The 23,483-nt window shown below is 53.1% G+C and carries 19 protein-coding genes; 10 read left to right on the forward strand and 9 right to left on the reverse strand.

The features are described 5' to 3' along the window. Positions 1-138 precede the first annotated feature (138 nt). Positions 139-831, forward strand: a complete 693-nt coding sequence (locus G3M78_14910) for a hypothetical protein (GenBank protein ID QPJ66623.1) — start codon at positions 139-141, stop codon at positions 829-831. On the opposite strand, the gene G3M78_14915 is transcribed toward G3M78_14910, so the two are convergent. Continuing rightward, entirely contained in the window at positions 822-8,798 is a 7,977-nt protein-coding gene (locus tag G3M78_14915; protein QPJ66624.1) for a CHAT domain-containing protein, read from the reverse strand. The genes G3M78_14910 and G3M78_14915 overlap by 10 nt on opposite strands. 229 nt (positions 8,799-9,027) lie before the next feature. Here G3M78_14915 and G3M78_14920 point away from each other — a divergent pair, with 229 nt between their 5' ends. Together G3M78_14920 and G3M78_14925 are read left to right on the forward strand one after the other, a co-directional pair. Beyond that, a complete protein-coding gene (locus tag G3M78_14920; protein ID QPJ66625.1) occupies positions 9,028-10,572 on the forward strand; it encodes an NADH-quinone oxidoreductase subunit N in 1,545 nt (514 codons plus the stop codon). Between the two features lie 48 nt (positions 10,573-10,620). Beyond that, complete coding sequence (locus tag G3M78_14925) at positions 10,621-11,793, forward strand: tetratricopeptide repeat protein (protein ID QPJ66626.1); 1,173 nt, start codon at positions 10,621-10,623, stop codon at positions 11,791-11,793. A gap of 3 nt (positions 11,794-11,796) precedes the next feature. Here the strand turns inward: G3M78_14925 and G3M78_14930 are convergent, their stop codons facing one another. The 6 genes from G3M78_14930 to G3M78_14955 all read right to left on the reverse strand — a co-directional run bounded on the left by G3M78_14930 (position 11,797) and on the right by G3M78_14955 (position 16,494). Beyond that, complete coding sequence (locus G3M78_14930) at positions 11,797-12,234, reverse strand: D-tyrosyl-tRNA(Tyr) deacylase (protein ID QPJ66627.1); 438 nt, start codon at positions 12,232-12,234, stop codon at positions 11,797-11,799. Positions 12,235-12,251: 17 nt separating this feature from the next. Continuing rightward, positions 12,252-12,431, reverse strand: coding sequence for a hypothetical protein (locus G3M78_14935; protein QPJ66628.1), 180 nt, complete (start codon positions 12,429-12,431; stop codon positions 12,252-12,254). A gap of 95 nt (positions 12,432-12,526) precedes the next feature. Then, positions 12,527-13,432, reverse strand: coding sequence for a hypothetical protein (locus G3M78_14940; protein ID QPJ66629.1), 906 nt, complete (start codon positions 13,430-13,432; stop codon positions 12,527-12,529). 10 nt (positions 13,433-13,442) lie between these two features. After that, positions 13,443-14,690 carry a VCBS repeat-containing protein gene (locus G3M78_14945; GenBank protein QPJ66630.1) on the reverse strand — a complete coding sequence of 416 codons (1,248 nt, stop codon included), beginning with the start codon at positions 14,688-14,690 and terminating at the stop codon, positions 13,443-13,445. Continuing rightward, a complete protein-coding gene (locus tag G3M78_14950; protein QPJ66631.1) occupies positions 14,659-15,519 on the reverse strand; it encodes an MBL fold metallo-hydrolase in 861 nt (286 codons plus the stop codon). The genes G3M78_14945 and G3M78_14950 overlap by 32 nt, the downstream gene beginning before the upstream one ends. A gap of 138 nt (positions 15,520-15,657) precedes the next feature. Beyond that, positions 15,658-16,494 carry a lipoate--protein ligase family protein gene (locus G3M78_14955; protein QPJ66632.1) on the reverse strand — a complete coding sequence of 279 codons (837 nt, stop codon included), beginning with the start codon at positions 16,492-16,494 and terminating at the stop codon, positions 15,658-15,660. A 208-nt stretch (positions 16,495-16,702) separates the two neighbouring features. On the opposite strand from G3M78_14955, the gene G3M78_14960 reads away from it, so the two are divergent. Together G3M78_14960 and G3M78_14965 are read left to right on the forward strand one after the other, a co-directional pair. Beyond that, positions 16,703-17,686: a formylglycine-generating enzyme family protein gene (locus tag G3M78_14960; protein ID QPJ66874.1), complete on the forward strand. Its 984-nt coding sequence runs from the start codon at positions 16,703-16,705 to the stop codon at positions 17,684-17,686. Between the two features lie 69 nt (positions 17,687-17,755). Next, complete coding sequence (locus tag G3M78_14965) at positions 17,756-17,950, forward strand: hypothetical protein (GenBank protein ID QPJ66633.1); 195 nt, start codon at positions 17,756-17,758, stop codon at positions 17,948-17,950. 22 nt (positions 17,951-17,972) lie between these two features. Here G3M78_14965 and G3M78_14970 read toward each other — a convergent pair whose 3' ends face one another. Then, positions 17,973-18,785, reverse strand: a complete 813-nt coding sequence (locus G3M78_14970; protein ID QPJ66634.1) for a hypothetical protein — start codon at positions 18,783-18,785, stop codon at positions 17,973-17,975. A gap of 219 nt (positions 18,786-19,004) precedes the next feature. On the opposite strand from G3M78_14970, the gene thpR reads away from it, so the two are divergent. From thpR to G3M78_14995, 5 genes are all read left to right on the forward strand, one after another. Next, on the forward strand, positions 19,005-19,622 hold the full coding sequence (gene thpR / locus G3M78_14975) for an RNA 2',3'-cyclic phosphodiesterase (protein ID QPJ66635.1): 618 nt from the start codon (positions 19,005-19,007) through the stop codon (positions 19,620-19,622). A gap of 38 nt (positions 19,623-19,660) precedes the next feature. Beyond that, a complete protein-coding gene (gene recA / locus G3M78_14980; protein QPJ66636.1) occupies positions 19,661-20,722 on the forward strand; it encodes a recombinase RecA in 1,062 nt (353 codons plus the stop codon). 23 nt (positions 20,723-20,745) lie between these two features. Then, on the forward strand, positions 20,746-21,228 hold the full coding sequence (locus tag G3M78_14985; GenBank protein QPJ66637.1) for a regulatory protein RecX: 483 nt from the start codon (positions 20,746-20,748) through the stop codon (positions 21,226-21,228). Continuing rightward, a complete protein-coding gene (locus G3M78_14990; protein QPJ66638.1) occupies positions 21,225-22,040 on the forward strand; it encodes a prepilin peptidase in 816 nt (271 codons plus the stop codon). Before G3M78_14985 ends, G3M78_14990 begins: the two co-directional genes overlap by 4 nt. A 65-nt stretch (positions 22,041-22,105) precedes the next feature. Next, positions 22,106-22,489, forward strand: a complete 384-nt coding sequence (locus tag G3M78_14995; GenBank protein ID QPJ66639.1) for a hypothetical protein — start codon at positions 22,106-22,108, stop codon at positions 22,487-22,489. Here the strand turns inward: G3M78_14995 and G3M78_15000 are convergent. Next, positions 22,486-23,430, reverse strand: a complete 945-nt coding sequence (locus G3M78_15000) for an aldo/keto reductase (protein QPJ66875.1) — start codon at positions 23,428-23,430, stop codon at positions 22,486-22,488. The two genes, G3M78_14995 and G3M78_15000, sit on opposite strands and share 4 nt — an antisense overlap. Positions 23,431-23,483 lie beyond the last annotated feature (53 nt).

Genomic DNA, 23,483 nt, shown 5'->3' on the forward strand with positions numbered 1-23,483 from the left:
CTATGGAACATCTTTACAAAAAAATAATTTTATCGTTGGTCTTTTTCGCGCCGCGTTTGTATCATGCTGAATGAAAAGTCGCAAAAAGAACGCAGTCGCGCCCCCTCATTTGCATACAAAATGTAAGAGAAATAATTCATGACCGAAAACCACGACTCATCGACGCTGTACGATCTTCTTTCTCAGTGCGCCCGATCGCACGGCACGCCGCAGGACCCGGAAGTTTTTTACCCGGAGCTGGGAAGCAGTCTATCGCTGTTCCACGAATGCCTGCTGGAGGCGGGGCTGAAACGCGAAGAAACCTTGGACCGCCCGCATGTCTGCGAAGGGCCGGAAGCCTTGCAATGCGCTCACCTGAGCCAGTTCATCATCGCTTTCCTGCCCTTCAATTCCGTCACGGAAAAAAGCGAATTCAATCAGGTCATTTTCGATCTGTTCTCTTTCTTCCAATGGATGGACCGCAACAAGATCCCCCATGCGCTGAACGGCGTCGATCTTGGAAGCCTGTTGCGCGATCTGTCGGCGATGCAGGAACGTTGCCTGCAACTCAGTCATTATCTCGACGATCAGTCCGCGCGCACCTTGAAAGACCCTCCCGAACTGTGCCGCACGGTGACGGATTTCTTCAAGGTCGTGTCTATCGAAAACGGCTTTCTCTGTCTGCAGGGTCGACGGGACAAGGAGTTGATGCGCCTCAAACTCCCGGAGAATATCCTCTCTCTGGCGCGCATCAACGATCAACTCGACCTCACGCTCGGGGACACCTCGGAACGCTGGGTGATGCTGGAAGCCGGGCAGGTGTTCCCAAAGGCGCCGGAAACTCAGCGATAATCGCCGGTCAGACTGAACGCCGCCCAATAGGCCGGGTGCGGGTAAAAACTTTTCACCAGCAATTGCGCCTTGCGCAGACTTTCCGCCTTGTCGTTGCTCGCATAATTTCTGTAAAAATGTTTGGTCAGCACGGCGGTTGAAATATCACTGACGCGCCAGAGCGACGACATCAGCGAATGCGTTCCCGCATAAATGAAGGCCCGGTTCAAACCTACCAGATCGTCGCCTCCGCTCAATTCGCCCAAGCCCGTTTGACAACCGCTCAATGTCACCAGATCGGCGTTGATCTTCAAAGAAAAAACTTCATTCACTTCCAGACTGCCGTCCTGCGCATCATCGCGCGTCAATTTCAAAGAAGAAAACAGGGGATTGACGGAATCGAATTCTCCATGAGACGCGATGTGAATGATTTGATACTCGTTGATATGCTCGCGCACCCAGCTTTCACTGGCGCGCTCCCGCGTCAACACGTCCACTCTCGGAAAATCCCATTTGATGGCGTTGACTTCCATTTCCGACAGGGGCAAATCGTAATTGAAATCGCCGAGGTCCGGGTTGCCCATCGCCAGCACGCGGATATCCCCCTTATTGACTCGCGCTCTGTCTTTCTTGAAAGTGTATTCAAGCACCGACGCGCTGGGGGAATAAAACAGCGGGTACTTTTCGAACAAATAGGACTCGCCGTCGTGCAGGGATGAAAATGAAATATAATGCAGGTGTCCGTGCGGCACGATGCCCAGAACGCGGCGCGTCTGGATCAGCGATTCCACCGGGCGAATCAGGTGACTGTACAATTGCCGCGTCTGCTCGTCCACCGGCGCCATTTTCTGAATGCGTTCGCGGTAGTCGTGAATCAATTCGCGAAGGGCTTGTTGCTGGATCGGAACGCGAACGGCGTCGATGCTTTTGCCCGTCACCACCCAGATCACCAGTTCCTCCGGCGTTTCCAGATATTCCAGCAAGGCCACCGGCTCTTCCAGCAGAGCCTGCAATTCATTCAAGCGAATCGAATCGACCGTCACAAAATTTGAAAGTTGCGGACTCTCGGCTTTGGCCTCGATCAACAAATCCTGATAACGGTTGCGCTCTGTAATCAATTGCTCCGCCTGGCTTGCCGCCAACGCTTCATTGTTCTGCGCGTGGGCTTCGCCAACGCTCTCTTCAATATCGCGGATGGTTTGTTTTTGCTTCTGCAACTGATCGAACAATTTTTGCCCGACGTCGTCCTTCAAACTGATTTTCTGATTGCCGAGCAGGTCGATGAAGCTCCGCGACTTGGAACGCTCGACGAATTCAAAGGACTCCGCCACGCGACCCTGATCCAGCAGGAGCAGAACGAGTTCCTGATAGGCTTCCTGCTTGTCGACCAGAAAACCATTCTGAAATTCTTCCACCTTGATCGCCGCGCGCATCGCGTCAATGCTTTCGGTCGCCCGCCTGTAAGCGGCGATGGCGTCTTCCGTTCGCTCCAGCCGAGCCAGCGAGAAACCCTGACCGCGCAGAGCGCGCCAGAACACTTCAGGAATGTTCAATCGCTCGGCAAGCGCCGCCGTCGATTCGAAATGCGTCACAGCCGCATCCCATTGTTTGCGTTTGAGCGCCAGGTTGCCCAGTTCAAGCATCGACTTGACCAGATTGGTCTGGTTGTTGATCGACCGGCTCAAACTCACCGCTTCGTTGATATGCGTTTCCGCCTCGTCCAGACGGTCCATGCGCAGATAGGTCATGCCCAGATTGCGATGGGTGTAACCCTGTCCCCACTTCGAGCGCGACTTGAGATCGTAGTCCAGCGCCTTGAGAAAATAGTCCGCCGCCTCTTGGTATTTTTTATCCTTGCGATAGACCAGCCCGATATTGTTGTAAGCGGAAGCTGTTTCCGTCGGCGAAGGAATCTCCTGCGCCAGTTGCAGACTGCGATTGAGGTTTTCCAGAGAGCGCCGCGAGTCGTTGAGGGTCCAGTGAATCAAGCCCAGCGTGTTATAGATAATGGTCTTCTGCATGGCGTCGTCTTCCGCCTCGGCGATCTTCAGCGCTTCTCTCTGCAAACGAAAGGCCGATTGATAATCGGCCTGATACCAATAGGAATTCGCCTGATACAAAAGCGCGCGCGAAAGGGTCAAGGGCAATTCATGCGTTTCGGCGATGGTGCGACCGCGTGCGTAATAATCCAGCGCCTGCGCAAAGGCGCCCTGTTTTTCCTGAACCAGTCCCAGCTCCAGCAAGGTCTCCGCCGTCAGCTCGGGCTGGTCGGCATGCGCGAAAACGCGCCGCGCTTCCTCAAAGTATTTTTCCGCTTCGCGGTACTGGTTCAGACGCAGGTAATAGATGCGTCCAATGCGTCGCAACTCTTTCGCACGATCCAGTTCGGATTTTAATGATTCGTGAATCGATTCGGATTTTTGAAAGGCTTTCAAGGCTTCCGCATAATTCAGAGCATTCTCTTCCACCACGCCCAACTGCGAATAGCTCTCCGCCATTTCTTCTGGAGCTTTCTCGGCGTGAAAAATTTCGACCGCCTTTTTCAAATGAAGCACCGCATCGTCGTAGGCTTCCATCCGCGAATAAGAAACGCCGATGAACCGCTCGATGCGCGCCAGTTCCAATGCGTCCTTGTTCGCTTCGGCGATGGGGATCAGACGCCGTTCGTAGGCGATGGCCTTGTCGTAATCGCCGCGATTGTAAGCCGCTTCCGCCAGTTTTTGATGCAGGACCGGAACCAGAGGATCGTCCGGCAAGTACTCGGACAGCGCGAGGGATTTCTCGAAACCGTCGATGGCTCCCAGCCAGTCCGCATCCTGATACGCCCGCGCGCCCTGCGTCGCAATTTTTTTGAACTGCTCGTCCGCAAAATAAATCTGCTCGTCTTCGTCCATTCCCGGATAGCCGTAATAACGGTATTGCGCCCAGGCATAGGACTCGGGGAATTGTTCCGCCGCATCCATTTGCGCCTTGCGCAAGGCCGCTGTCGGCCCCAGCTTGCGCAACTGTTGATAAAATCCGCGCCAGACAAATGCCGCCTGTTCCGCATCGCTTCCCCCAGAAGCCAGGACAACTCCAGGATAACCCTTAAAGGTCAGAGCCTGAAGGGACAGCGCCGTCGGCGACAGACTCATATAAGGATTGAACTGCGGTCTCGCATCGCTCAGGGCCAGCAAACTGGAATGAACCGGCGACAGGTAGAGTTCCTCGACAGGAATACTTTGCAATTGATCGGGATTGCTGGACAGACGAATTTCGCCGTGAGTCCCGCCGTAAAATCGCGCAGGCCCGCCAATATGCGCCACGCCAAAATGCGCCCACTCTTCCATGAAGCGATCGTAGAGCGACTCCGGTTTTGTCAGGGATTCCACCGTGAAAAAATCTTCCTGCGGCGCGGTCTCGCCGGGATAGGCGACGGTCAACAAACGCGAGTTGAAAAGATTTTTCTTTTCGTCAGCGCGGACAAAATGTTCCAGACTGGAGACGAACACCAGATCCACGCTGGCGATCAAAGCCTGCCCGGAATGGTCCAGCGCCGCCCAGGGAAGAAATTCCAAGGGGCCGTCGGCGATCAGGATCAGCGTCTTTCCCGCATCGCTCAAAGCGGGAATGAAGGCTTTGGATAAGAGCGCGATGTCGGTCGGAGTCGGCGCTTCGCCGTTTCGTCCGATCCGCTCAATCGCTTCGCGCAATTCGCCGGTCAAGGGAATGCGCGAGCCCCCGCCGCCGTCCTTGCTCAAACGCCAGACCAGAATATGCGAGCGTCCCATCAGCAATTTAATCAGCGACTGCTCCGGCTTCATCAATCCCCGCACTTCCTCCAGATCGGGAACGGTCGGCGCGTACAAGCTGGCGAGTTGCGGCAGATCCGCTTTCGTCATCTCCAGAAATTCCGCATACTCCGCGAGCAGATCGTCAATCGCCCGCCCCTGCGCGCTTGTCTCAAACGCCGCATTGGCAATGCGGTTCAATTCTTCAGCGTACTCCGCCTGCGCCTCATCGTTGAATGTCAGATCGGGTCGTAAGGCGATCATTTGCAGGCGTCGCCCTTTCTCGGAAATTATCAATGCCTGCCCATATTGCTGGGCTTCGAAATAAAGCGTCGCCAGAGTCTGATACACATCTTCAAGCAGAGCCAGCGATGCGTCGTCTCTCGGGAGCAGAGGGCGAGGCAAGCCGCTCGCAATCTGTTCCGCTTGTTCCAAGAGCGCCAGCCGCTCCTCGCCTTCCTTCAATAAAGATTCCACATACAAGAACTGCCAATCTGAAGCGCTCGCTTCAACGTTCTCTTTGTCCTGACGCTTCGAACCGAGAAGATCGCGGGCCAGATCGAGATTGAATCGTAAAACACGTTGCGCCTTCTCCGCTGAAATCGTCTGCGCAAGCGTCATCGCGCTTTCAAATTGTTCCGCCGCGTGTTGCGCTTCCCGATAGCTTCCGTCAATCGCGTCAAGGGAGGATTGGAACGCTATCGCCGCTTCCGCCTTGCCTCCTCCAGACGAATGCAGGGCGCGAAAATAATGAAGCGCGCCCAAATGGTTCTTCACATGAATGGAATAGCGGCGATGCGACAAGGCTTCTGAGGTCGCCAGAGATTGGTTCGACGCTTCCAGCAAGTCGAAAGCCGACGCGACAATTGTCTCCAGCGATTGCGGCGTCTCGGTGCGCGCCAGCGATAAGGCGATGCGCGCGTAATTGATCGCATTGACCGCTTCGCCGGCGCGGTTCGCCAGGGCGGAGGAAAGTTCAAATGAACTCTTGAAATATTCAAGCGCCTTGCGCTCCTTGCCCCACAAATAATAATAATTTCCAATTTGATTGAGGAGGAGCGCCTTCTCCAGAACCACCGGAACGTTTTTTTCAACATCCAGATCGGCGGGTATGAACTTCAGTTTATCTTCGAAATAACGGATCGCCAGATCATAGCGTCCGAAGTCGCCGTAGATTTTCCCGACATAATGGAAGATCAGTTTGCGTTCGCCTTTCTCATCGAAGCCCATCGCCGCCGTCGAAGCGTCGCTGTCCAGCCCCGTTTCCACCGAGATGCCGATCAAGCCCTTTTTCTCTTTCTTGTCCTTGCGCAGGGTTCCATGTTCTTCCAGCAATTTCACCGCTTCAAAATAATTCCCCAGGGCGGTCTGCAAGGCGATGGGATCGGTTTCCTTTTTGTCTTCATTCAAGAGGTAGAGGTTGTTGGCGATATTGCGCAGGGTTTTCGATATGGTTTGCTGATTGCCCAGATCACGGCTCAGTTTCAGCGCGGAGGAAAACGCATCCACCGCCTTGGCGTATTCCCCGGCATCTTGATAGGACAGGCCCATACGGTCATTCAGTTCCGCCAGCCGCGCCGCGTCGTTTTCTTTTTCGTAGAGTTCGTAGGCCCGGCGATATTGCTTGATCGCGGAGTCGAGCAATCCCGATTTGTAGGCGGTCTCGCCAAAACGCTGGCGATAAATCGCCTCGCGCTCCTTGACGTAAAACGGAAAAGCGGAGTCTTCGCGCAGGGTGTAATAATAAAAAGCGGTGGTCGGATTACTGAGCTGATAATGCGTATTGCCCAGATTCAGATACAGATCGGCTTCGTTTTCCGGCTTGTCGTTTTCATCATTCAAAGCCAATGCGATCTCATACTCATGCACGGCGCGTTCCAGCGAACCGCTCGCCTTGAGCATTCGTTCTTTCTGCTCGTACACCCATCCCAGCGTCTGATGAAAAAACAACTGGCTGGGATCCCGCTCCAGAGCGGCCCCAATCTCCGACTCGGCGCGTTTCAGATCAGGCGGATTGTGGTAGGTCGCCAGCAGTCCCAGGGCGTAACGGTCGATCGCCGAATCCGGTCGGGCCGACAAACGCTCCTGATAAAATTTTTCGGTCGCGTCCAGCAATTGCAATGCGGCCCCCGCCTGCACGTAACCGCGATGCCCTTCCACAACTTCCGGGGCGAACTCGATCAGCTTGCGAAAGGTTTTACGCGCGAGTTTGATTTCTCCAACGCGGATTTCCCAGGTTCCTTTTGCAAGGGCTTTTTCGACGCGCCCCTTGCGGGCGATTTCAAGCCGTTCTTGAATTTGCTGGGAACCGTCGTAGATGGCTTCGTAGATTTGAATGCTCTTTTCAAAATTTTCTTCCCGCGCGTACAACTCCGCCTGAGCCTTTCGCGAAACGAAGACTTCCTCGTCGGCGTCGGGAAACTGTGCGGTAGTTTTTCGATAAGCCTCTTTTGCAAGCAACAATTCATTATCCGAAGCGTACAATTCGCCGATTCGGTTTTGGATCGCTCCGGCGAGAGGCGGCAGGGCCTTGTACTGTTCGACCAGTCCCTGAAGATTGACGATTTTTTCGGCGAGCGTTTGCGGCGTTTCAAACAGGCGAATGATTTCATCAATCGCTTTGCGTCTCCATTGTTTGACCTCGTAAAAATCCCTGACCACGCCGACATAACTTTCGATCAGGCTTTTGCGGTCGCCGACCATTTTAAAAATTGAGCTTTGATAAAATGCCGCTTGCGCCGCGATGGTTTTCTGCTCCGGGTATTGTTTGAGAATCTTTGTATAGAATTCCAGCGCCTCGGCGGGTTGATTCAGCAAGGCCTGCAGGCGACCCGATTCCAAAGCCGCTTGAGCCGAAGGTCGCGGCAAATCCTTCCATTGCGTAGACAGCGCATTCAAGGCTCCAAGCGCTTGAGAGGCGGCGGCCTCCTGCCCTGCAGCGCTCGTCCATTGCAGACGCTTGAGTGGCAGAAGGATCTGCTCGATCTGCGCCAGTCGAACGTATTCTTGCGCCTCCGCATTCTCAGTCAATAACGCGTTCAATTCCGCTTCGCCGGAATCGAAATGCCCCAGATCGATATAGGCCGCGGCAAATTCCAGGCGAACCTCCGCCAGCCCCGGCGCGCTTTCATGAGTCTGAATCAAATTGCGATAGGCCATCAGGCAGGAATAATCCCTGCGCTCGGGGATCATGCAGGTCTGACGCGTTGCCGCGATTGCCGCTTCAAAATCTTTCGAGACGCGGATCCGTCCTTCCAGAGGCAAGCTCCAGATATTGACGCCCGATCCCTTTTGCGCCGTGTAATACACTCGATCGTCTCCCGCCTGAGGGAGCAGGTCGTAAGAATCGCTGGAGGTCAATTGGCGCATCACCCCCGCCTGCATGCCGTCGACCTGAAGCGACCAGAGATTCGGGTTATCGTCGATCGTGACCTTGCCGTCCCGGTTCGTGTCATCTTCATAACGCGTAAACACGACCGCGTTTCCAGACCGGGTCCAGCGCGGCGACACATCGAGCGCAGATCCCTGGGTGAGGGCCTGCGTCGCGCCGGTTTCAAGATTTGCGATCAGGAGATGCGGATTGGATTCGCTTGAAACATAGACCAGCCGGGAACCGTCCGGTGAAGGCGCCGGATTCACCCCTTCCCCTTGAATGACCCGGACGCGCGATTTCGTCGCCAGATCGATTTTATAAATCGATTTTTCCAGACCTCCCGAAACCTGAGAGGTGAAATAGATCGACTTGCCGTCAGCAGACCAGACCGGATCCGATTCCGAAGCGCTGGAATCTGTCAAGCGGACGGGAACCAAGGCCCCGGCTTCAGTTTCTTTATTCTCTATCTCTAAAAGGAACAGGTCGCCTCGGGGATCATTGCGGTGAGACAAAAAAACCAGCTGTTTGCCGTCGGGGCTGATGGATGGTGCGTTATCTTCGGCGCTGTGCAAGGTGAGCGGCCGATCCGGCGGTTGCAGTCCCGGCTCCAGAGATTTCCACCACAGATCTAAATGACCGGAGCGGTCGGAGACGTAGACCATGAAACGCCCGTCGGGCGAGATCGACGGAGCAAAATTCTGACTGGGATGCATGGTGACGCGCACCGGCGATTGGAACAACGAATCAGCCGCCGCCGCGTGATTCGCCCCCAGCCCAACCAATAAGGCCAGAGCCAGCAAGCTCGCATTGGAAACTACGGATTTGAAACGCTTGTAATTGCTCATAGCCCTCTTCGTGTTATTTCGTTTGGAATCAGGATATTATAACTCAGACCCCGCTTCAAATTAACTTTCAATCGGCGCGACTCGGACCGGAGCGGATACAAATAATTGCCGCGGTCCGTAAGCTCGTTTAGCGCGTATTATGGAATAGGAAAACATTCCCTTGAAAAAATGGCTGAAATGCTATAAAACCCCTTAGCATTATAAAGAATCCCATAAGAAAACTGAGACGATGGAATTTGAAATAAATTTTGCCGATATGAACTGGCTGGCCCTGGGCCCGGAATTGACCATTCTGGCGACCGCCTTCTTCCTTTTGATGATAGGCCTCAACAAACAGTTCAACGTTAATGAATACTTGTCGAAAGCCGCGCTGGGCGGACTGTTCATCGCGCTGTTCATTTCCATCGCCGTATGGGTCTCTGCTCCGACCCCTTCGGGCAATGTCGATCCGGGAATTTTCAGCAATTCCCTGATTCATGATCGATTTTCACAAATATTCAATATCATCTTCCTGACCATGGCGATGTTCGCCATGCTGGGTTCCACCCGTTACCCGCTGGCCGATAACGAGAACAAAGCGGAGTATTTCAGCCTTGTCCTGATGGCGGTCGTGGGAATGATGTTCCTGGCCAAGTCCGGCACCCTGATCACTGCATTTGTTTCTCTGGAAGTCTTTTCGATATCCCTCTATATACTCTGCGGTTTTTCTGCCAAGCACGGCACCGGAACCGAAAGCCCGTCCACCGCGCCGCCCTTGTCCTGGGCGACGGCGGCCTCGCAGGAGTCCACCGTTAAATACCTGCTGACCGGAGCCTTTGCCTCGGCGATCCTGGTATACGGAATGGCGCTGGTTTACGCCGGCACCGGCACCACGCAGATTCGACTCATCGGCGACCTCCTTCATTGCGAAGGACTGGAATGCGGCAACCCTTACAGCCGTAACATTCTGGTTTATATCGGGCTGGCCATGATGTTTGTTGGCATGGGTTTCAAGGTTTCTCTGGTGCCTTTCCACTCATGGACGCCGGACGTTTATCAGGGCGCTCCGACGCCGATCACCGGATTCATGTCGGTCGCCACCAAAGCGGCGGCCTTTGCATTTGTCGCGCGCGTCTTCTATATCGGCTTTCAGGACATTCAGGAAGTGTGGATGCCGATTCTCTTTGGCGTTTCAGCCATCACGATGCTGGTCGGCAATATTGCCGCCATCTACCAAAACGATCTCAAACGCATGCTGGCTTATTCCGGCGTTGCGCATGCGGGCTACCTGCTGATTGGTATCGTCACCAATTCTCAGGAAGGCGTCGCCAGCCTGATGTTTTATCTCGCCGTTTACCTGTTCATGAATCTGGGAACCTTTGCCGTGGTGTTCACGCTGGAAGGCGAAGGCCGGGAAGGCAATTCCATTTACCGATTCAAGGGGCTTGCGAAACGTCACCCCCTGCTGGCCGCGGCGATGAGTCTGTTCATGCTGTCTCTGGCGGGATTCCCCCCAACCGCCGGTTTTTTTGGTAAACTGTATTTGTTCATCGCCGCCATTGAACAGGGCTACACCCTGTTGATTCTGGCCGCAGTTATCGCGACCGTCATTTCCGTGTATTTTTATCTACGGGTGATCGTTATGATGTACTTCCACGAAGAGGAAGGCGAGAACACGATCGTCATTCACAGAGGGATGGCCGCTCTCATCACCGCCAGTTCAGCGGCGATCATTCTTTTGGGATTTTTCCCGTCCATACTGATGGACATCGTCCGGCATTCGGTTCCATTCTAGTCCCAGGGCGTCTCACGACCGACGCCCGCCTCAGTAAAGGGGCGCGACATGTCTCTTCCGCACATCCTGCTTGCATTGCTTCTTGCCTGCTGTATCGGGATCACCGCCTGTTCGGAACCTTCTGACAGGGATATTCTCGAAGACCTCATTTCCGACGTAAATGACGAACCCGACAACCTTAAAGCGCGCTTCAAACTCGGAGAATTTTACCTGAGCAAGAAGCAATATCTGAAGGCCAAGGATCAATTCAGCAAGGTCATTGAAATCGATCCCACTTTCTCCCGCGCACATCGCGGCATGGGGCTTGTCTACCACGCTCAAAAACGTCTCAACGACGCGGAAAAATCGTTCAAGGAGGCCTTCACTCTGGATAACGGCGACACCACCAGCCTGATCAACCTTGGCTCGGTGAATCTGGAATTGAACCGGACCTCTAGAGCGATCCAGTATTTTGATATCGCCGTCAAACGCGACGTGGACAAGGCCAGCACCTTGAATAATCTGGGCGCCGCGCATCACAAGAAAGGAGAGATTGAAGAAGCGATCTCCAACTGGAAAGCCGCATTGAAGATCAAACCTGACTTTTCAGACGCGCACAACAACCTCGGCGTGGTTTATCAGGAGCAACAGGAATACAACAAGGCGCTGAGACAGTTCAAGGAAGCCTTAAAATCCAATCCTCACAATTTCAAGGCGCATTACAATCTGGGAATCTTGCTGGCGAAAGGCGGAAAAATAAAACTCGCGCTGGAACAATGGCTCGCCGGAAAGAAAACCAATCCCAACGATGCGCTACTGCTCAATCAGTTAGGCTGGGCTTATGAAAAACTCGGGGATAAAAATAAGGCTCTGGAGGAATACATTCACTCTGGGAAGGTCGATCCCTACAATCCTGAAGTGCAGTTTCATATCGGCCGCTTGCAGGAGGAACTCGGGCGCCATGAACTCGCCGTCAAGGCCTTCAAAAATTCCATCAATCTGGACCCCAATCATGCCGAGTCCTACTACCGTCTGGGCCTGCTCTACGAAGGCTATCAGTCTGGCAAGAACGCCATCTCCAACATGATCATCGCCGATTTGCTTTACCAAAAGAACCGCGACAAGGTCATGGCTGAAAAATCAGAGAAAAATCTCGAAACCTATTACGCGAAATACAAGTTGACTCGCAAGGATTTCGCTGACCTGCCGCTTCCCGATCTGGTGCGCAATCTGCCAAGCTGACCTCTATTTTTCCAGGATGAAAGTCGCGGGACCATCGTTGACCAGTTCCACCTGCATATCCGCCGCAAAGCGACCGGTCGCGGTTTCGAGACCCAGCGCCGACAATTTCTCAACGTAGCGTTCGTACAAAAGCTTCGCCAGATCCGGCGGCGCCGCCCGATCAAAACCGGGCCGCCGGCCCTTCGAACAATCCGCCGCCAATGTGAATTGCGACACCGCCAATATCTGGCCGCCCGCATCCTTGCAGGAAAAATTCATCTTCCCCTCTGCGTCGGGGAAAATCCGGAGCGCGGCTGTTTTCTCTGCGAGATAGTCAACCGACTCGTTGCCATCGCCTTTTTCGGCTCCGAATAATACGAGCAGGCCTTTTCCGATTCGTCCCACTTCCTCGCCGTCGACGCTGACCGTCGCGCGCGAGACTCTCTGGATAACGATTTTCATTGATTGCGGTACGGGATTCAGCGGGCGGAGAAAAAACGCGAGTCGGTGCCGTCGGCGCCGATCGTCGCCTTAACGCGCGCGCCACACCGAGGGCAACGACCTTCGTAGGCGTTGTTCTCCTTGTTGATGTAAATGCGCCGGTAGACCTTGCAACATTCAAACATCACGCCGATGAATTTTTTGGGTTCTTTAGTCATCGTCACTTCGCCGCGCCTGATCTCGCTGTAGCGGGGAGCTAATAAACAGGCTTCAATTCTCGATTCAGAAACTGAATATGGAATCGTATGGACCCTCATTGCTCTCGCAAGCGAGTCAGAAATTTCATTTTTGTTTCGATAAAGTCAGCATGCGGCACCAGCATCGCCTTGGTGATGCGTCGGATTTCCTCAGTTTCCTCGTGCGCCAGTTCCCCATCGGCGCAGGCGACCTCGAAAAAACAATCCATCAATTTGATGCGATCGTCCATGGATACCAGGCGATTGACTTCCGTAACGACTTCATAAAAATCGAAACCGTCCTTCGCCTGCTCATCGACGACATCAAGAAAGATATCCAGTTCGCCCTCAGCAAATGATAATTTTTCCTTGAACAAACTGCGCAAAACCTTTTTTTCCGAATCGTCGAAACTGCCGTCGACATGCGCCGCGCTGGCGATCAAAGCGCCCAGCAAACAAACCAGATAAAAACGCTCATCCTTCCAGTCGATTACAACATTCCGCCCCGTCATTTTCAATTCCAGTTTCTGATACAACTGCCTCTTGAAATACTGCTCCAAATCTCGACCCGAGTCTCCTCCCGCCGCGGCAAAAAACTGTTTGAACATGGAGCTTATTGTTTTGAGAGTTTCAGGAGACTCCGATTTCCCCTCCACCTGGGCGCGTATACTCTCCAGTAAACTGGCTTCAGCTTCGTCGACGACGCCATCCGCTTCCGCCATTTCCTTGAGAGCCGCCAGAAGCTCTTCACGGTCTTCTTGAGACGAAAACTTGCGCGTTAACTCCTTGACCAGAGCGTCTCGCATTTCAGGCGGCGTCGGCGCTTCCATGAAGGTTTTCAGTTCATTGAACTCCTTGTCCTCCAGCGAAAATTTTTGAAAGAAGGTCTTCAGTAAATTCAATTCCGCCTGCGTCGCCTCGCCATCCGCCCAGGCGACGATGCTCAATACTTTCAAAAATGTCAGTCGCTGTCGTTTGTTCAAAATACAATCCTCATTTGAAACGGCTCACCCAAACGCGCGCAACGCGCTTGGAACCAATGATGCCTATGATATCAAGAAAACGGTCCCCTGTTAAATCGGCGAAATGCATTTCCATGAAAAGATGTCCTCGGGGCAAGCGCCTTTGGGTTTCGTTTTTGAATCTCCACTTGCCGTAACCGCCAAGATAATAAGGCCCCTTTGCAGTCAGTAAAAGTATGTCGGGGATCTGGTTTTCATCTGCGTCGAGCAGATACACTTTATGCGCCGAGATCGGAGGCAGTGCCTTGTGGCGCTTGCTGACAAATCGCCCGCGCCCCTGATTTTCCAGGAAATAATTATAGACGCCGTTCTTGCCTGTTTCGTTGCTCACCAGCAAATCGTTATCGCCATCCATATCAAAATCCGCCCAGTCGGCGTGAATGCTGTCGTCGACGATCATCGGCAAAAAATCTTCGGTGCGGTCGACAAATTTGCCAAGACCGTTATTAATCAGCAGACGGTTGCGGGCGCCCGAGTACACCAGAAAAATATCCAGCGTTCCGTCGCGATCGTAGTCCGCCATCGACGCTTCTACGATTCCCGGCGGTAAGGGAGGTAACAACAATTCCGTCGCGTCCTCAAACTCGCCCTTGGAGTTGTTCAGCAACAATTGCATGGGGTAAGGATGCGCCGCGCCATTCGCGTCCCGGACGTTCTTTCCATAAAATAAAAGATCGCCATCCATATCATGATCGATGTCCACAAATTCAACGCGGTCCATACCCGCGCTGATTGCAGGCAAAGAGTACTTATCTTTTTTGTAGAAAATTCCCTGACCGTTGCTGAACCACACCTCCGCCGTTTTTGATCCGTCCTGACCGGACGACAACACCACCAGATCATAATAGCGGTCTTTATTGATCCGGCCCGAGGCCACGTGACGCAGGCCCTTGGTCAAAGTCGCGTCCAGCTCTGGATTTCTTCTTTCCTCGAAACCGGTTTTAATTCCGCTCAGGTACACATGCGTCTCGAAGGAACCGTCTCCCTTGCGGGCCAGTAGCATGAGGTCGACCCGGTCGTCGGAATTGAACCAGCCGAGTTCAGCAAGGTGAATATCTGACGGCAGAGGGGGGAATAATTTTGTGGTGACGTCAACGTAATGCTGTTGAAGGGATTCGTCTTTAGAAACGCGCTTCTGACTACAGCCCCATAAAAAAAAACAGGCTGCAAGAACGACGGAAACGGCTTTAAGCAAAGAGAGATTTGGGGAGTTCTGCATCGTCAAGGTTGATCTCCAACCCTTCAAAAGCGGCAATGCTATTGGGGAAAATCTGTTTACATTCCGCCTCGATTTCTCCGATGAATTCATCACAGTGCGCAGGGTCATGGTGAAACAGAACCAGTTTCTTTACGTTGGCGGCTTTGGCCATTTTAACGCCTTCCTTCATCGTGCTATGCCCCCAACCTTTTCTGGAAAATTGTCCTTCGAGTCCATAATACTCCGCATCGGTGTACTGAGCGTCATAAATCAGCAAATCGACGTCTTTCGAAAGCTCCAGCAAATTCTTGCTGAGCTTGTCTTCCTGATGTTCGTTATCCGTCGCGAATACGAGGGATTGCCCTCCCGAATCCACGCGAAACCCGTAGGAACCGTTGGGGTGATACAAATTCGCCGGGGATACTTTAAAATTCTTGCCCTCCACCACGTCGCCATGGCGAATATCATGATAGCGCAGGGTCGCGCCAAATACCTCTTTACGAATTGGAAAACAGGGCGCGGACATTTGCTCATCAAGAACGTCTTCGATCTTGGTTGGAAGCGCCGTGCCTCCGTAAATATCGAATTCATTTCCAGGCACGTAAAACGGACCAAAAAAAGGAAATCCCTGAATATGATCCCAATGAACATGGCTGAAAAACAGGCTGGCTTTGACAGGCATTTCGGCCATCAAGGATTTCCCCATATTGATGATGCCGGTTCCGCTGTCAAAAATAATGATTTCGTCTCCGCAACGGACTTCCACGCAGGTCGTGTTGCCGCCCACCTTCGCGGTGTTCCTGTTTCCAGAAGGGAAACTTCCTCGTACGCCCCAGAATCTAACGATCACTCAATCGGCCCATGTAAATTTAGCGTTAAAAAAATGTAAGCCCGCATTATATACAAACTTCCGCTTCCAATAAACTCTTAATAAATAAATATATCGATTCTCTAACTCAAACCCAAAATACAATGCATTTCAAAGCGATCAGGCGATCCAGTCCGGCTCGTTCATACGGCATTCAGCAAGACTTTGTTCATAAGGCGTCAACGCCCTCTCTTCCCAGTTTCCCGGAAATTTATTTTTAAACCCTGCAATAAAATAGGGAAGCGCCTCTTCATAGCTCATGGTTTTATCCATCGCCTCCTGAAGAGTGATCGATTTGTCCTGCAAAATTTTCAGATTTACATCTCTCTCTTCATCGCTGGAAAAACAAAAAAATGAGTTGGAGAACAATGCGTCGTGATCGATCAGGATAGACCCCTGTTGAAGGAACGCCTGTTTGAAACGACGTTGCGCCCCGCCGATCAACTTTCTCGCCTTCACAGAAATTTCGAAATGGTTGATCGATGCAAAACAGGCGGGGGACCGAAACGAAGAACTCTTATTGCGCGTACCGGTTCTTTGCAATTCCTGAAGCCCGTCGGCGCTCTGCGCATGCTCCAAACCCATTAGTTGCAGGGAATGGATCAGCCCTGAGGAAATCTCCTGAAACGCGCCTCTTAAATTGGAAGGAAACTGAGAATGCGGAATCGGAGCGATCACGCTATAGGAGATTTCATTCTGATGCACCATCGCGCGACCGCCGGTGGGTCTTTGAACCACCTCGACCTCCATCTTGCGACACCGATCCAAATCCACGCAGAGGCGCCAATCCTGAGAATAGCCGACCGTAATGCTGGGCCGGCTCCAACCATACAAACGCAGGGTCGCGGGCGCTTTTCCTTCATTGCAGGCGTTCAAGATCGCATGATCCGTCGCCATATTGCAGGCTCCGCTTCGCGCCCCATCATTGATCAAACGCCATTCGAGATCATTCTTCATATCAGAAATTCAACCATTTTCATTTTGACTCTATTTTTCTCATCCGCTAACATTGGTGAATTAACTCGAACTGAATTTCAAAAATGCGGCGCCGCCGCCATTTCCCGATCCCCAATCCTTGAAACGATCTCGCGCTTTACAGTCTCTTATTTGTTTAATCCTGACCGCATGGGTATTCGCCGGAGATCCGTCTTACGCCTTCGAGAACATGCGCGCCGGATCCAAAGCCCTCTCCTGTCAATCGGCCTGCCATTTGCCGGATAATCTGGAGCAATCCCGACAGAATAAGGTTCGGGCCCCGGAGTGTCAATCCTGTCACCTGGGCGTCCTGTCAACAAAGGCGCAAAATCCATTCAGCCAGCCGAAGCGTTCTCCCAGGCGACTGTTCGCATTAACTGAAAACGCGTCTATCACAAAAGTGAAATCGCAAACCCAGGCGTCGCCAAGCGAAGCGCCCTCTGAAAGCGGAACGGAAAACATGGCGTGGGTGCCGGGAGGCGAATTCATCATGGGTTCCAATGAACGCTGGGACGATGAAGGCCCCGAGCACATCGCCTCTGTCGATGGATTCTATATCGACCTCTACGAAACCACCAACGCCGACTACAAAAAATTTGTCGACGCAACGCAACGGGAAGCGCCCTACCACTGGCCCAACGGAGAGATTCCCAAAGGCAAAGGCTCCGACCCGGTGATTTACGTCAACTGGTTCGACGCCACCGACTACTGCCAGTGGCGCGGCAAACGCCTGCCCAATGAAAAGGAATGGGAAAAAGCCGCGCGCGGTGAAAACGGATTGATCTACCCCTGGGGCGACGAATGGAGTCTGGACCGCTCCAACCATCCCTACAAAAACTCCACGGGAGTCGAGCCGGTGGGATCGTATCCCAATGGCAAAAGCCCCTACGGCCTTTATGATATGTCCGGCAACGTCTGGGAATGGGTGGACAGCTTTTACCTGCCTCATCCAGGCAACAACATCCACCGGTCAGAATACGGAACGGATAAACGGCTTCTCAAGGGAGGGTCCTGGTTCGACTGCCTGTCCTACGGTTGCGGCCTGAGCGCGCCCACCTTCAACCGCAGTTTTTTCACTCCCGAAGTTCGCAACAACAGCTTTGGTTTTCGCTGTGCAAAAAGCCCTTCAAAGGCTGGCGCCGCCGCGCATTCGAGCGCACAGTCGCCGGGTTGATTCTTGACTTTCACCCTTTGAAACAGGAAAATATCGGGGCGCGATCACCCTTCAGGCAAGGATAGAATCTTGAATACCGATTCGAATTCGGACCTGCCCCCGGACGGGAGCGGTGAAGATGGATACAAAATTTCTCTGACCCGAAAGATCATCATGGCGATCTTCATCATCGCCTTTTGGCTGGCGTTTTATTGGCACCGAAGCGAAACGCCCCCAGCGACGAAGGCCCCCGCCCCTTCGCCTGCAATTCCCGGCGCCAATTAAAATCCCTTTGAGTATTTAGAAATTATTCGGCGTTTTCAAAGCGATGCCGATTGATCGCTTCATTGCCTTTGATGAGGTCCAAGGCTTTCGAACTTCGCCGCAGAACCATACGAGTTCCTCCCCCCAGGCTCAGTCCAAGCCGGGTTTCCTCGACCGGCTCATCCAAGAGAACGCTTGCTTTTTGAGTCGACGGCGGCGACGTGTCATCCACATCGGGAAGGCTCCCCCATGCAGGTGATGCGGGATGAAAAATCAACTGCTTTTCATTTTTTGCAAATGCGGCGACCTGAATCAAATGGTCCTCCGGTTTCTCCGGCGCCTTATACGGGTAGTAGGTGCGCAAATGTTCATCGTAGTCGAACTGGTTCATATGCTTGGATCGCGTTTCAAATCCGTTGATCTCAAAACCCTCGCCGGAAAAGATGAAAGGATCCGACAACATCGGGAAATTGGACTCCAGCCCCGCCGCAAAATCGCTCGACGGAACATAAGGTTTGGGTACGTATCGCGCAACACGCTCAAAACGATTCATGGCCAGGTATTCCGTATCGGTCTTGAACTGATCGGCGGAAAGAAACTTCCTCACGTCCTCCGACGCCTCTTCGGCTTTTTCCAATTCTTCCGGCTTGATGATGACCGTCGCCTCGTCGGGAGGCAAACCATGCGCCTGGGGCAGATCGGCTTTCGAGCGCAAGCCGGAGGAAATCACTTCCGGGTTCAGCGCTACCGTCTCCGCAATCTCCTCCCCTCCACCACATCCCTGAAGAAGCGTAAGAGCAAAGATCAGCGTCGTCAGCGCGCAAGCGCTCTTGTAGTATGCTTTCATCATCGCCATTGGATAAAAAACCGTTTCATATACCGTTTCGTTTCGGCGGATTCGCTCCTATTCTTTAACGGAGCGTACCGGCTATCTTCATTATTATATAAGCCAAACCCTTGAAAGCTCTACAGCTATTTCAGCGCGTCCGCGCCCCCATCGCTTTACCCCAATCGCCTCTCCGGTTTTATCTTGCTATTTACCCCCCTCCCCGTTATAAATCTTGAGTGAGATTTGATGTTTGGAAATAATTTTTCAGAGACAAACCGTATTCGCTTATTTCTCGCAACCCAGGTTCCTCCCAAAGTCATTCTGGCTCTATCCGAGGCGCAGGACAATTTTCGCAAATTAAAAGTCAAAGCCTCATGGGTCCGTCGGGAGAATATGCATATAACCTTAAAATTTCTGGGCGATATCGCTCCCGACACGACATCCTCGTTGATTCATTCAATGACATCCGTCGGAAAGCGCTCGTCCCAATTCAATATCGCGCCCGATAAAATCACCCTTTACCCAGATGAATCGAAACCCCGGATTCTTGCGGTGGTTTTTAATGATTCTGAAGGCCAGATGGCGCAATTGCATCAAAATATTGAAGACGCGCTGGTCCGCCAGGGAATCGCAAAAGATTCGCGATCATTTACGCCGCATTTAACGCTCGGACGTTTTAAGTTGACTAAAAAAGACGCCGCGCTGTCACAAGCCGTACAAACGCAAAAAAAATTGACCTGCGGGTCGTTCGGGGTCGATACTTTTCAACTGGTTCACAGTCAGTTGACGGTGAACGGACCGATCTACACCCCAATTGAAGAATTCACTCTGGCCGACGACCCGTCGGACCTGAACGAATCATAAACAACCTGAAAAAATGACTCACGGATAAAGGAGGCACTATGTCGTCGACCGAACGGGAAAAAGCCCTCGAATTGGCGTTCAATCAAATTGAGAAGCAGTTTGGAAAAGGCTCCATCATGAAGTTGGGGCAGGCGCGAGCCCTCAAAGGGATCGACGTCATTTCCACGGGCTCTATTTCACTGGACGTTTCTCTCGGAGTGGGAGGCGTACCGCGCGCCCGCATCATCGAAATCTTCGGCCCGGAAGCGTCGGGTAAAACCAGCCTGACCCTGCACATCATCGCCGAGGCCCAAAAAACCGGCGGCGTCGCCGCCTTCATTGACGCGGAGCATGCTCTCGACCCCAAATACGCCAAAAACCTGGGCGTCAACCTGGACGATTTGCTCCTGTCCCAACCGGACACCGGCGAGCAGACGCTGGAAATCGCCGAAGTTCTGGTGCGTAGCGGCGCGGTGGACGTCATCGTCGTCGACTCGGTCGCCGCTCTGGTGCCTAAAGCGGAACTCGACGGAGACATGGGCGATTCCCATATGGGGCTTCAAGCTCGCCTGATGTCTCAGGCAATGCGCAAACTCGCAGGCGTTGTCAGTAAATCCAACACGGCCTTGATCTTCATCAACCAGATCCGCATGAAAATCGGCGTCATGTTCGGCAACCCCGAAACCACGACCGGCGGCAACGCGCTGAAGTTTTATTCTTCCGTACGCATGGACATCCGCCGAATCGCCGCGATCAAGGACGGCGAGGAAGTCGTCGGCAACCGTACCCGCGTCCGCGTCGTCAAAAACAAAGTTGCGCCGCCCTTTCGCGATTGCGAATTTGACATCATTTACGGCGAAGGCATTTCCAAGATGGGCGATCTGCTCGATCTCGGCGTCACGCACAACATCATCAATAAAAGCGGCACCTGGTTTTCCTACAATGAAAACCGCATCGGTCAGGGCCGGGCGAACGCGAAAAAATTCCTTGCGGACAACCCCGATATGGCTCAGGACATCGAAACCCAGTTGCGTCAAAAACTGGGCTTGATCAAGTCAGAAGACGACGCCGCGCCCGCGCCGGAGGAAGCAGAGCCGGAAAAAACCAAAAAGGGTAAATAACCCGCCCCGCAAAGCGCCGTTCCATGAACCCTGCGGAGGAAAATAAACAGGCCCGATCAGCCGCCATCAAACATCTGGTCTACAGAAGCCGAAGCGAATCGGAGATTGAAACGCATCTGAGCAAGAAAGAATTTTCAGACGCCGCCATCGCTTCGGCCCTGCAGGACCTGCGCGAGCTGGGCTATCTCAACGACGCCGATCTCGCTTTCAATTGGGGGCGGTCCAAAATTGAAAATCGTTTGTGGGGGCCCATGCGCTTGAAACAAGGCATGCTCGGACGCGGACTTCCAAAAGACGTGATTCGCAACGCCATCGCTCTGCTATACAATGAATTCAACGAGAGCGAACTGGCGCATCAAGCGGCGCTCAAAAAATTGAAAAGCATGGATCGCCTCGACCGTGAAACGCAACGGCGGCGTTTGGCCCCCTACCTGCAACGTAAGGGGTTTTCCGGCGACGTCGTTTACGAAACCGTACAAACCCTGCTCCCCTTCAGGCGGGAATGATAAACCCCCTTGAACAATTTCTACTGCTTCCCCAGTTCCTTCAGGCCTCCGGAGTGTTCCTGTTCGGCCTGATGCTGGGCAGTTTTTCTAACGTGTGCATCCACCGCATCCCGCGCGGCGAATCGGTGGTCTCCCCCGGCTCGCACTGCGTCTCCTGCAACGCCGCAGTGCGTTCCTTCGACAACATTCCCCTCCTCAGCTATTTGATTCTGAAAGGGCAATGCAGAAACTGCGGCGTCCGGTTTTCCTGGGTCTACCCCTTCATTGAATTCATCACGGCGCTGCTGATCGTCGCTTCCTTTTATCGCTTCGGCTGGTCCTGGGAGTTTGCAATCTTCACCGTCGTCGGCCCGGCCCTGGTGGTCATCACCGTCATCGACCTGCAACACAAAATCATCCCCAACCTCATCACCCTGCCGGGAATTCCGCTGTGCCTGATCGCCGGTATCTATCTGGAAGGGACGTCAAGCGCCTTGTGGGGACTGGTCGCCGGAAGCGGCCTGTTCCTCCTGATCGGAGAAATCTACTATCGGATGCGCGGAGAGATTGGCATGGGCATGGGCGACGTGAAATACATCGCCGCCGCAGGGGCCTTGCTCGGCTGGCAGAAAATTTTCCTCGTGATCTTCATTGCCGCATTGATCGGATCGATCGTCGGCGTTCTGGGCATGGTCAATAAAAAATTGACCGGCGCGAGCCAGATTCCTTTCGGGCCTTTTCTGGCCGCAGGCACGCTGGTCGCGTTTTTCTGGGGCGATGCGCTCATCCATCTCTACCTGTCTTCGTTGGCCCCAGGCTACCCCGCTCTCTAGAATCTCCAGCGTCGCTCCCGCGCCCTATGCTATGATACAGCAACGATTTTATTGGAGAATCTGGCATGCCGAACGAAGAAAAAAACGAACGTCTAGAGCAAATTGAACGCCAGTGCTCTGCGATGGCCGAAACGCTGAGCCGCCTGGAAGCCGACCTTACCGAAGCCCGGCGCAATCTCCAAAAAAGAAAATCTGAAAACACCGCTTTGAAAATTCTCTTTTATACAGGGTTGACGGTCCTGCTCATCGGATTCGTTTTTTCCACGCACACCATCCAGCAAACCCAGTTGCACAGCCTCGAATCCAACCTCTCCCAATTGCAAACGCAAATCAACCACGACCTGTTAATCATGCAAAAAAACGTGCAAGAGGAGATGGCCAAACATCATCCCGACGAGGAGGATGTTCAAAGCGAATCGAATCCACCCGATCCAGAACCTTCGCCTTAATTCACAGAAAAGATCGCATCGATTTCCCGCGCCTGATCTTCGCCGAGCTTCCAGCCAATGGCCTGAAGGTTTTCTTCTACATGCGTCTCGTTTTTAAAACCGAGTAAAGCCGTCGCCATCGCCGGTTGTTGCAGGATCCAATTGATGGCGACCTGCGCGCAAGTCTTGCCCGCTTCGGTCGCAATCCTTTTGAGTTTTTCGACCTTGTCGATATTACGATGATAGCCCTCGCCCTTGAAAGTTCCGATGATCCCCTTGCTACGCCAATCGGAGAACTTCGTATTTTTGTCGTATTTTCCTGTCAGAACTCCGGACGCCAGGGGGCTGTATGCGACCACGCTGACATGACGCTCCACGCAGAATGGCAAAAGCTCTTTTTCAACCGAGCGATTGAGCAGACTGTATTCCGGTTGCACCGAGACCAGCGGACCGTATTGCATGATGTCGTTCATCTGCGCGACGGAATAATTACTGACGCCGATGTGACGAATTTTTCCGCTCTCTTTTAGCTGAAGCAGGGCTTCCATGGTTTCCTCTTGCGACGTCGCCTCGTCGGGCCAATGCACCTGATACAGGTCGATCCAGTCGGTACCCATTCGCCGAAGACTGTCCTCCGCTTCCTTCACAACCGACGCCTTCGTCGCGTTGCGCGAGATGCTTCCCAGAGATTCCTTTTCCCATACCAGTCCGCATTTGGTCGCGTAGACCACTTTATCGCGCACCGACTTCAAAGTTTTGCCTATCAATTTCTCCGAATGCCCAAAACCATACACCGGCGCCGTGTCGAAACACGTGACGCCAAGCTCATAGGCTTTCAAGATAGCTTTTGCAGAAATTGCGTCGCCCTCGTTCTTCCAGAAAGGCGCGCCGCCAACGCCCCAGGCTCCAAAGCTGACGACGGAAACCTTCAAGTCGCTCTCTCCCAACAGTCGATACTCCATAGTTCTCTTTCCTTTTTTTAACAAAGCCATTACAATAAACAGTTTTACGGCTT

The sequence above is a fragment of the Candidatus Nitrohelix vancouverensis genome, assembly GCA_015698305.1.
Classification (GTDB): Bacteria; Nitrospinota; Nitrospinia; order Nitrospinales; family VA-1; genus Nitrohelix; species Nitrohelix vancouverensis.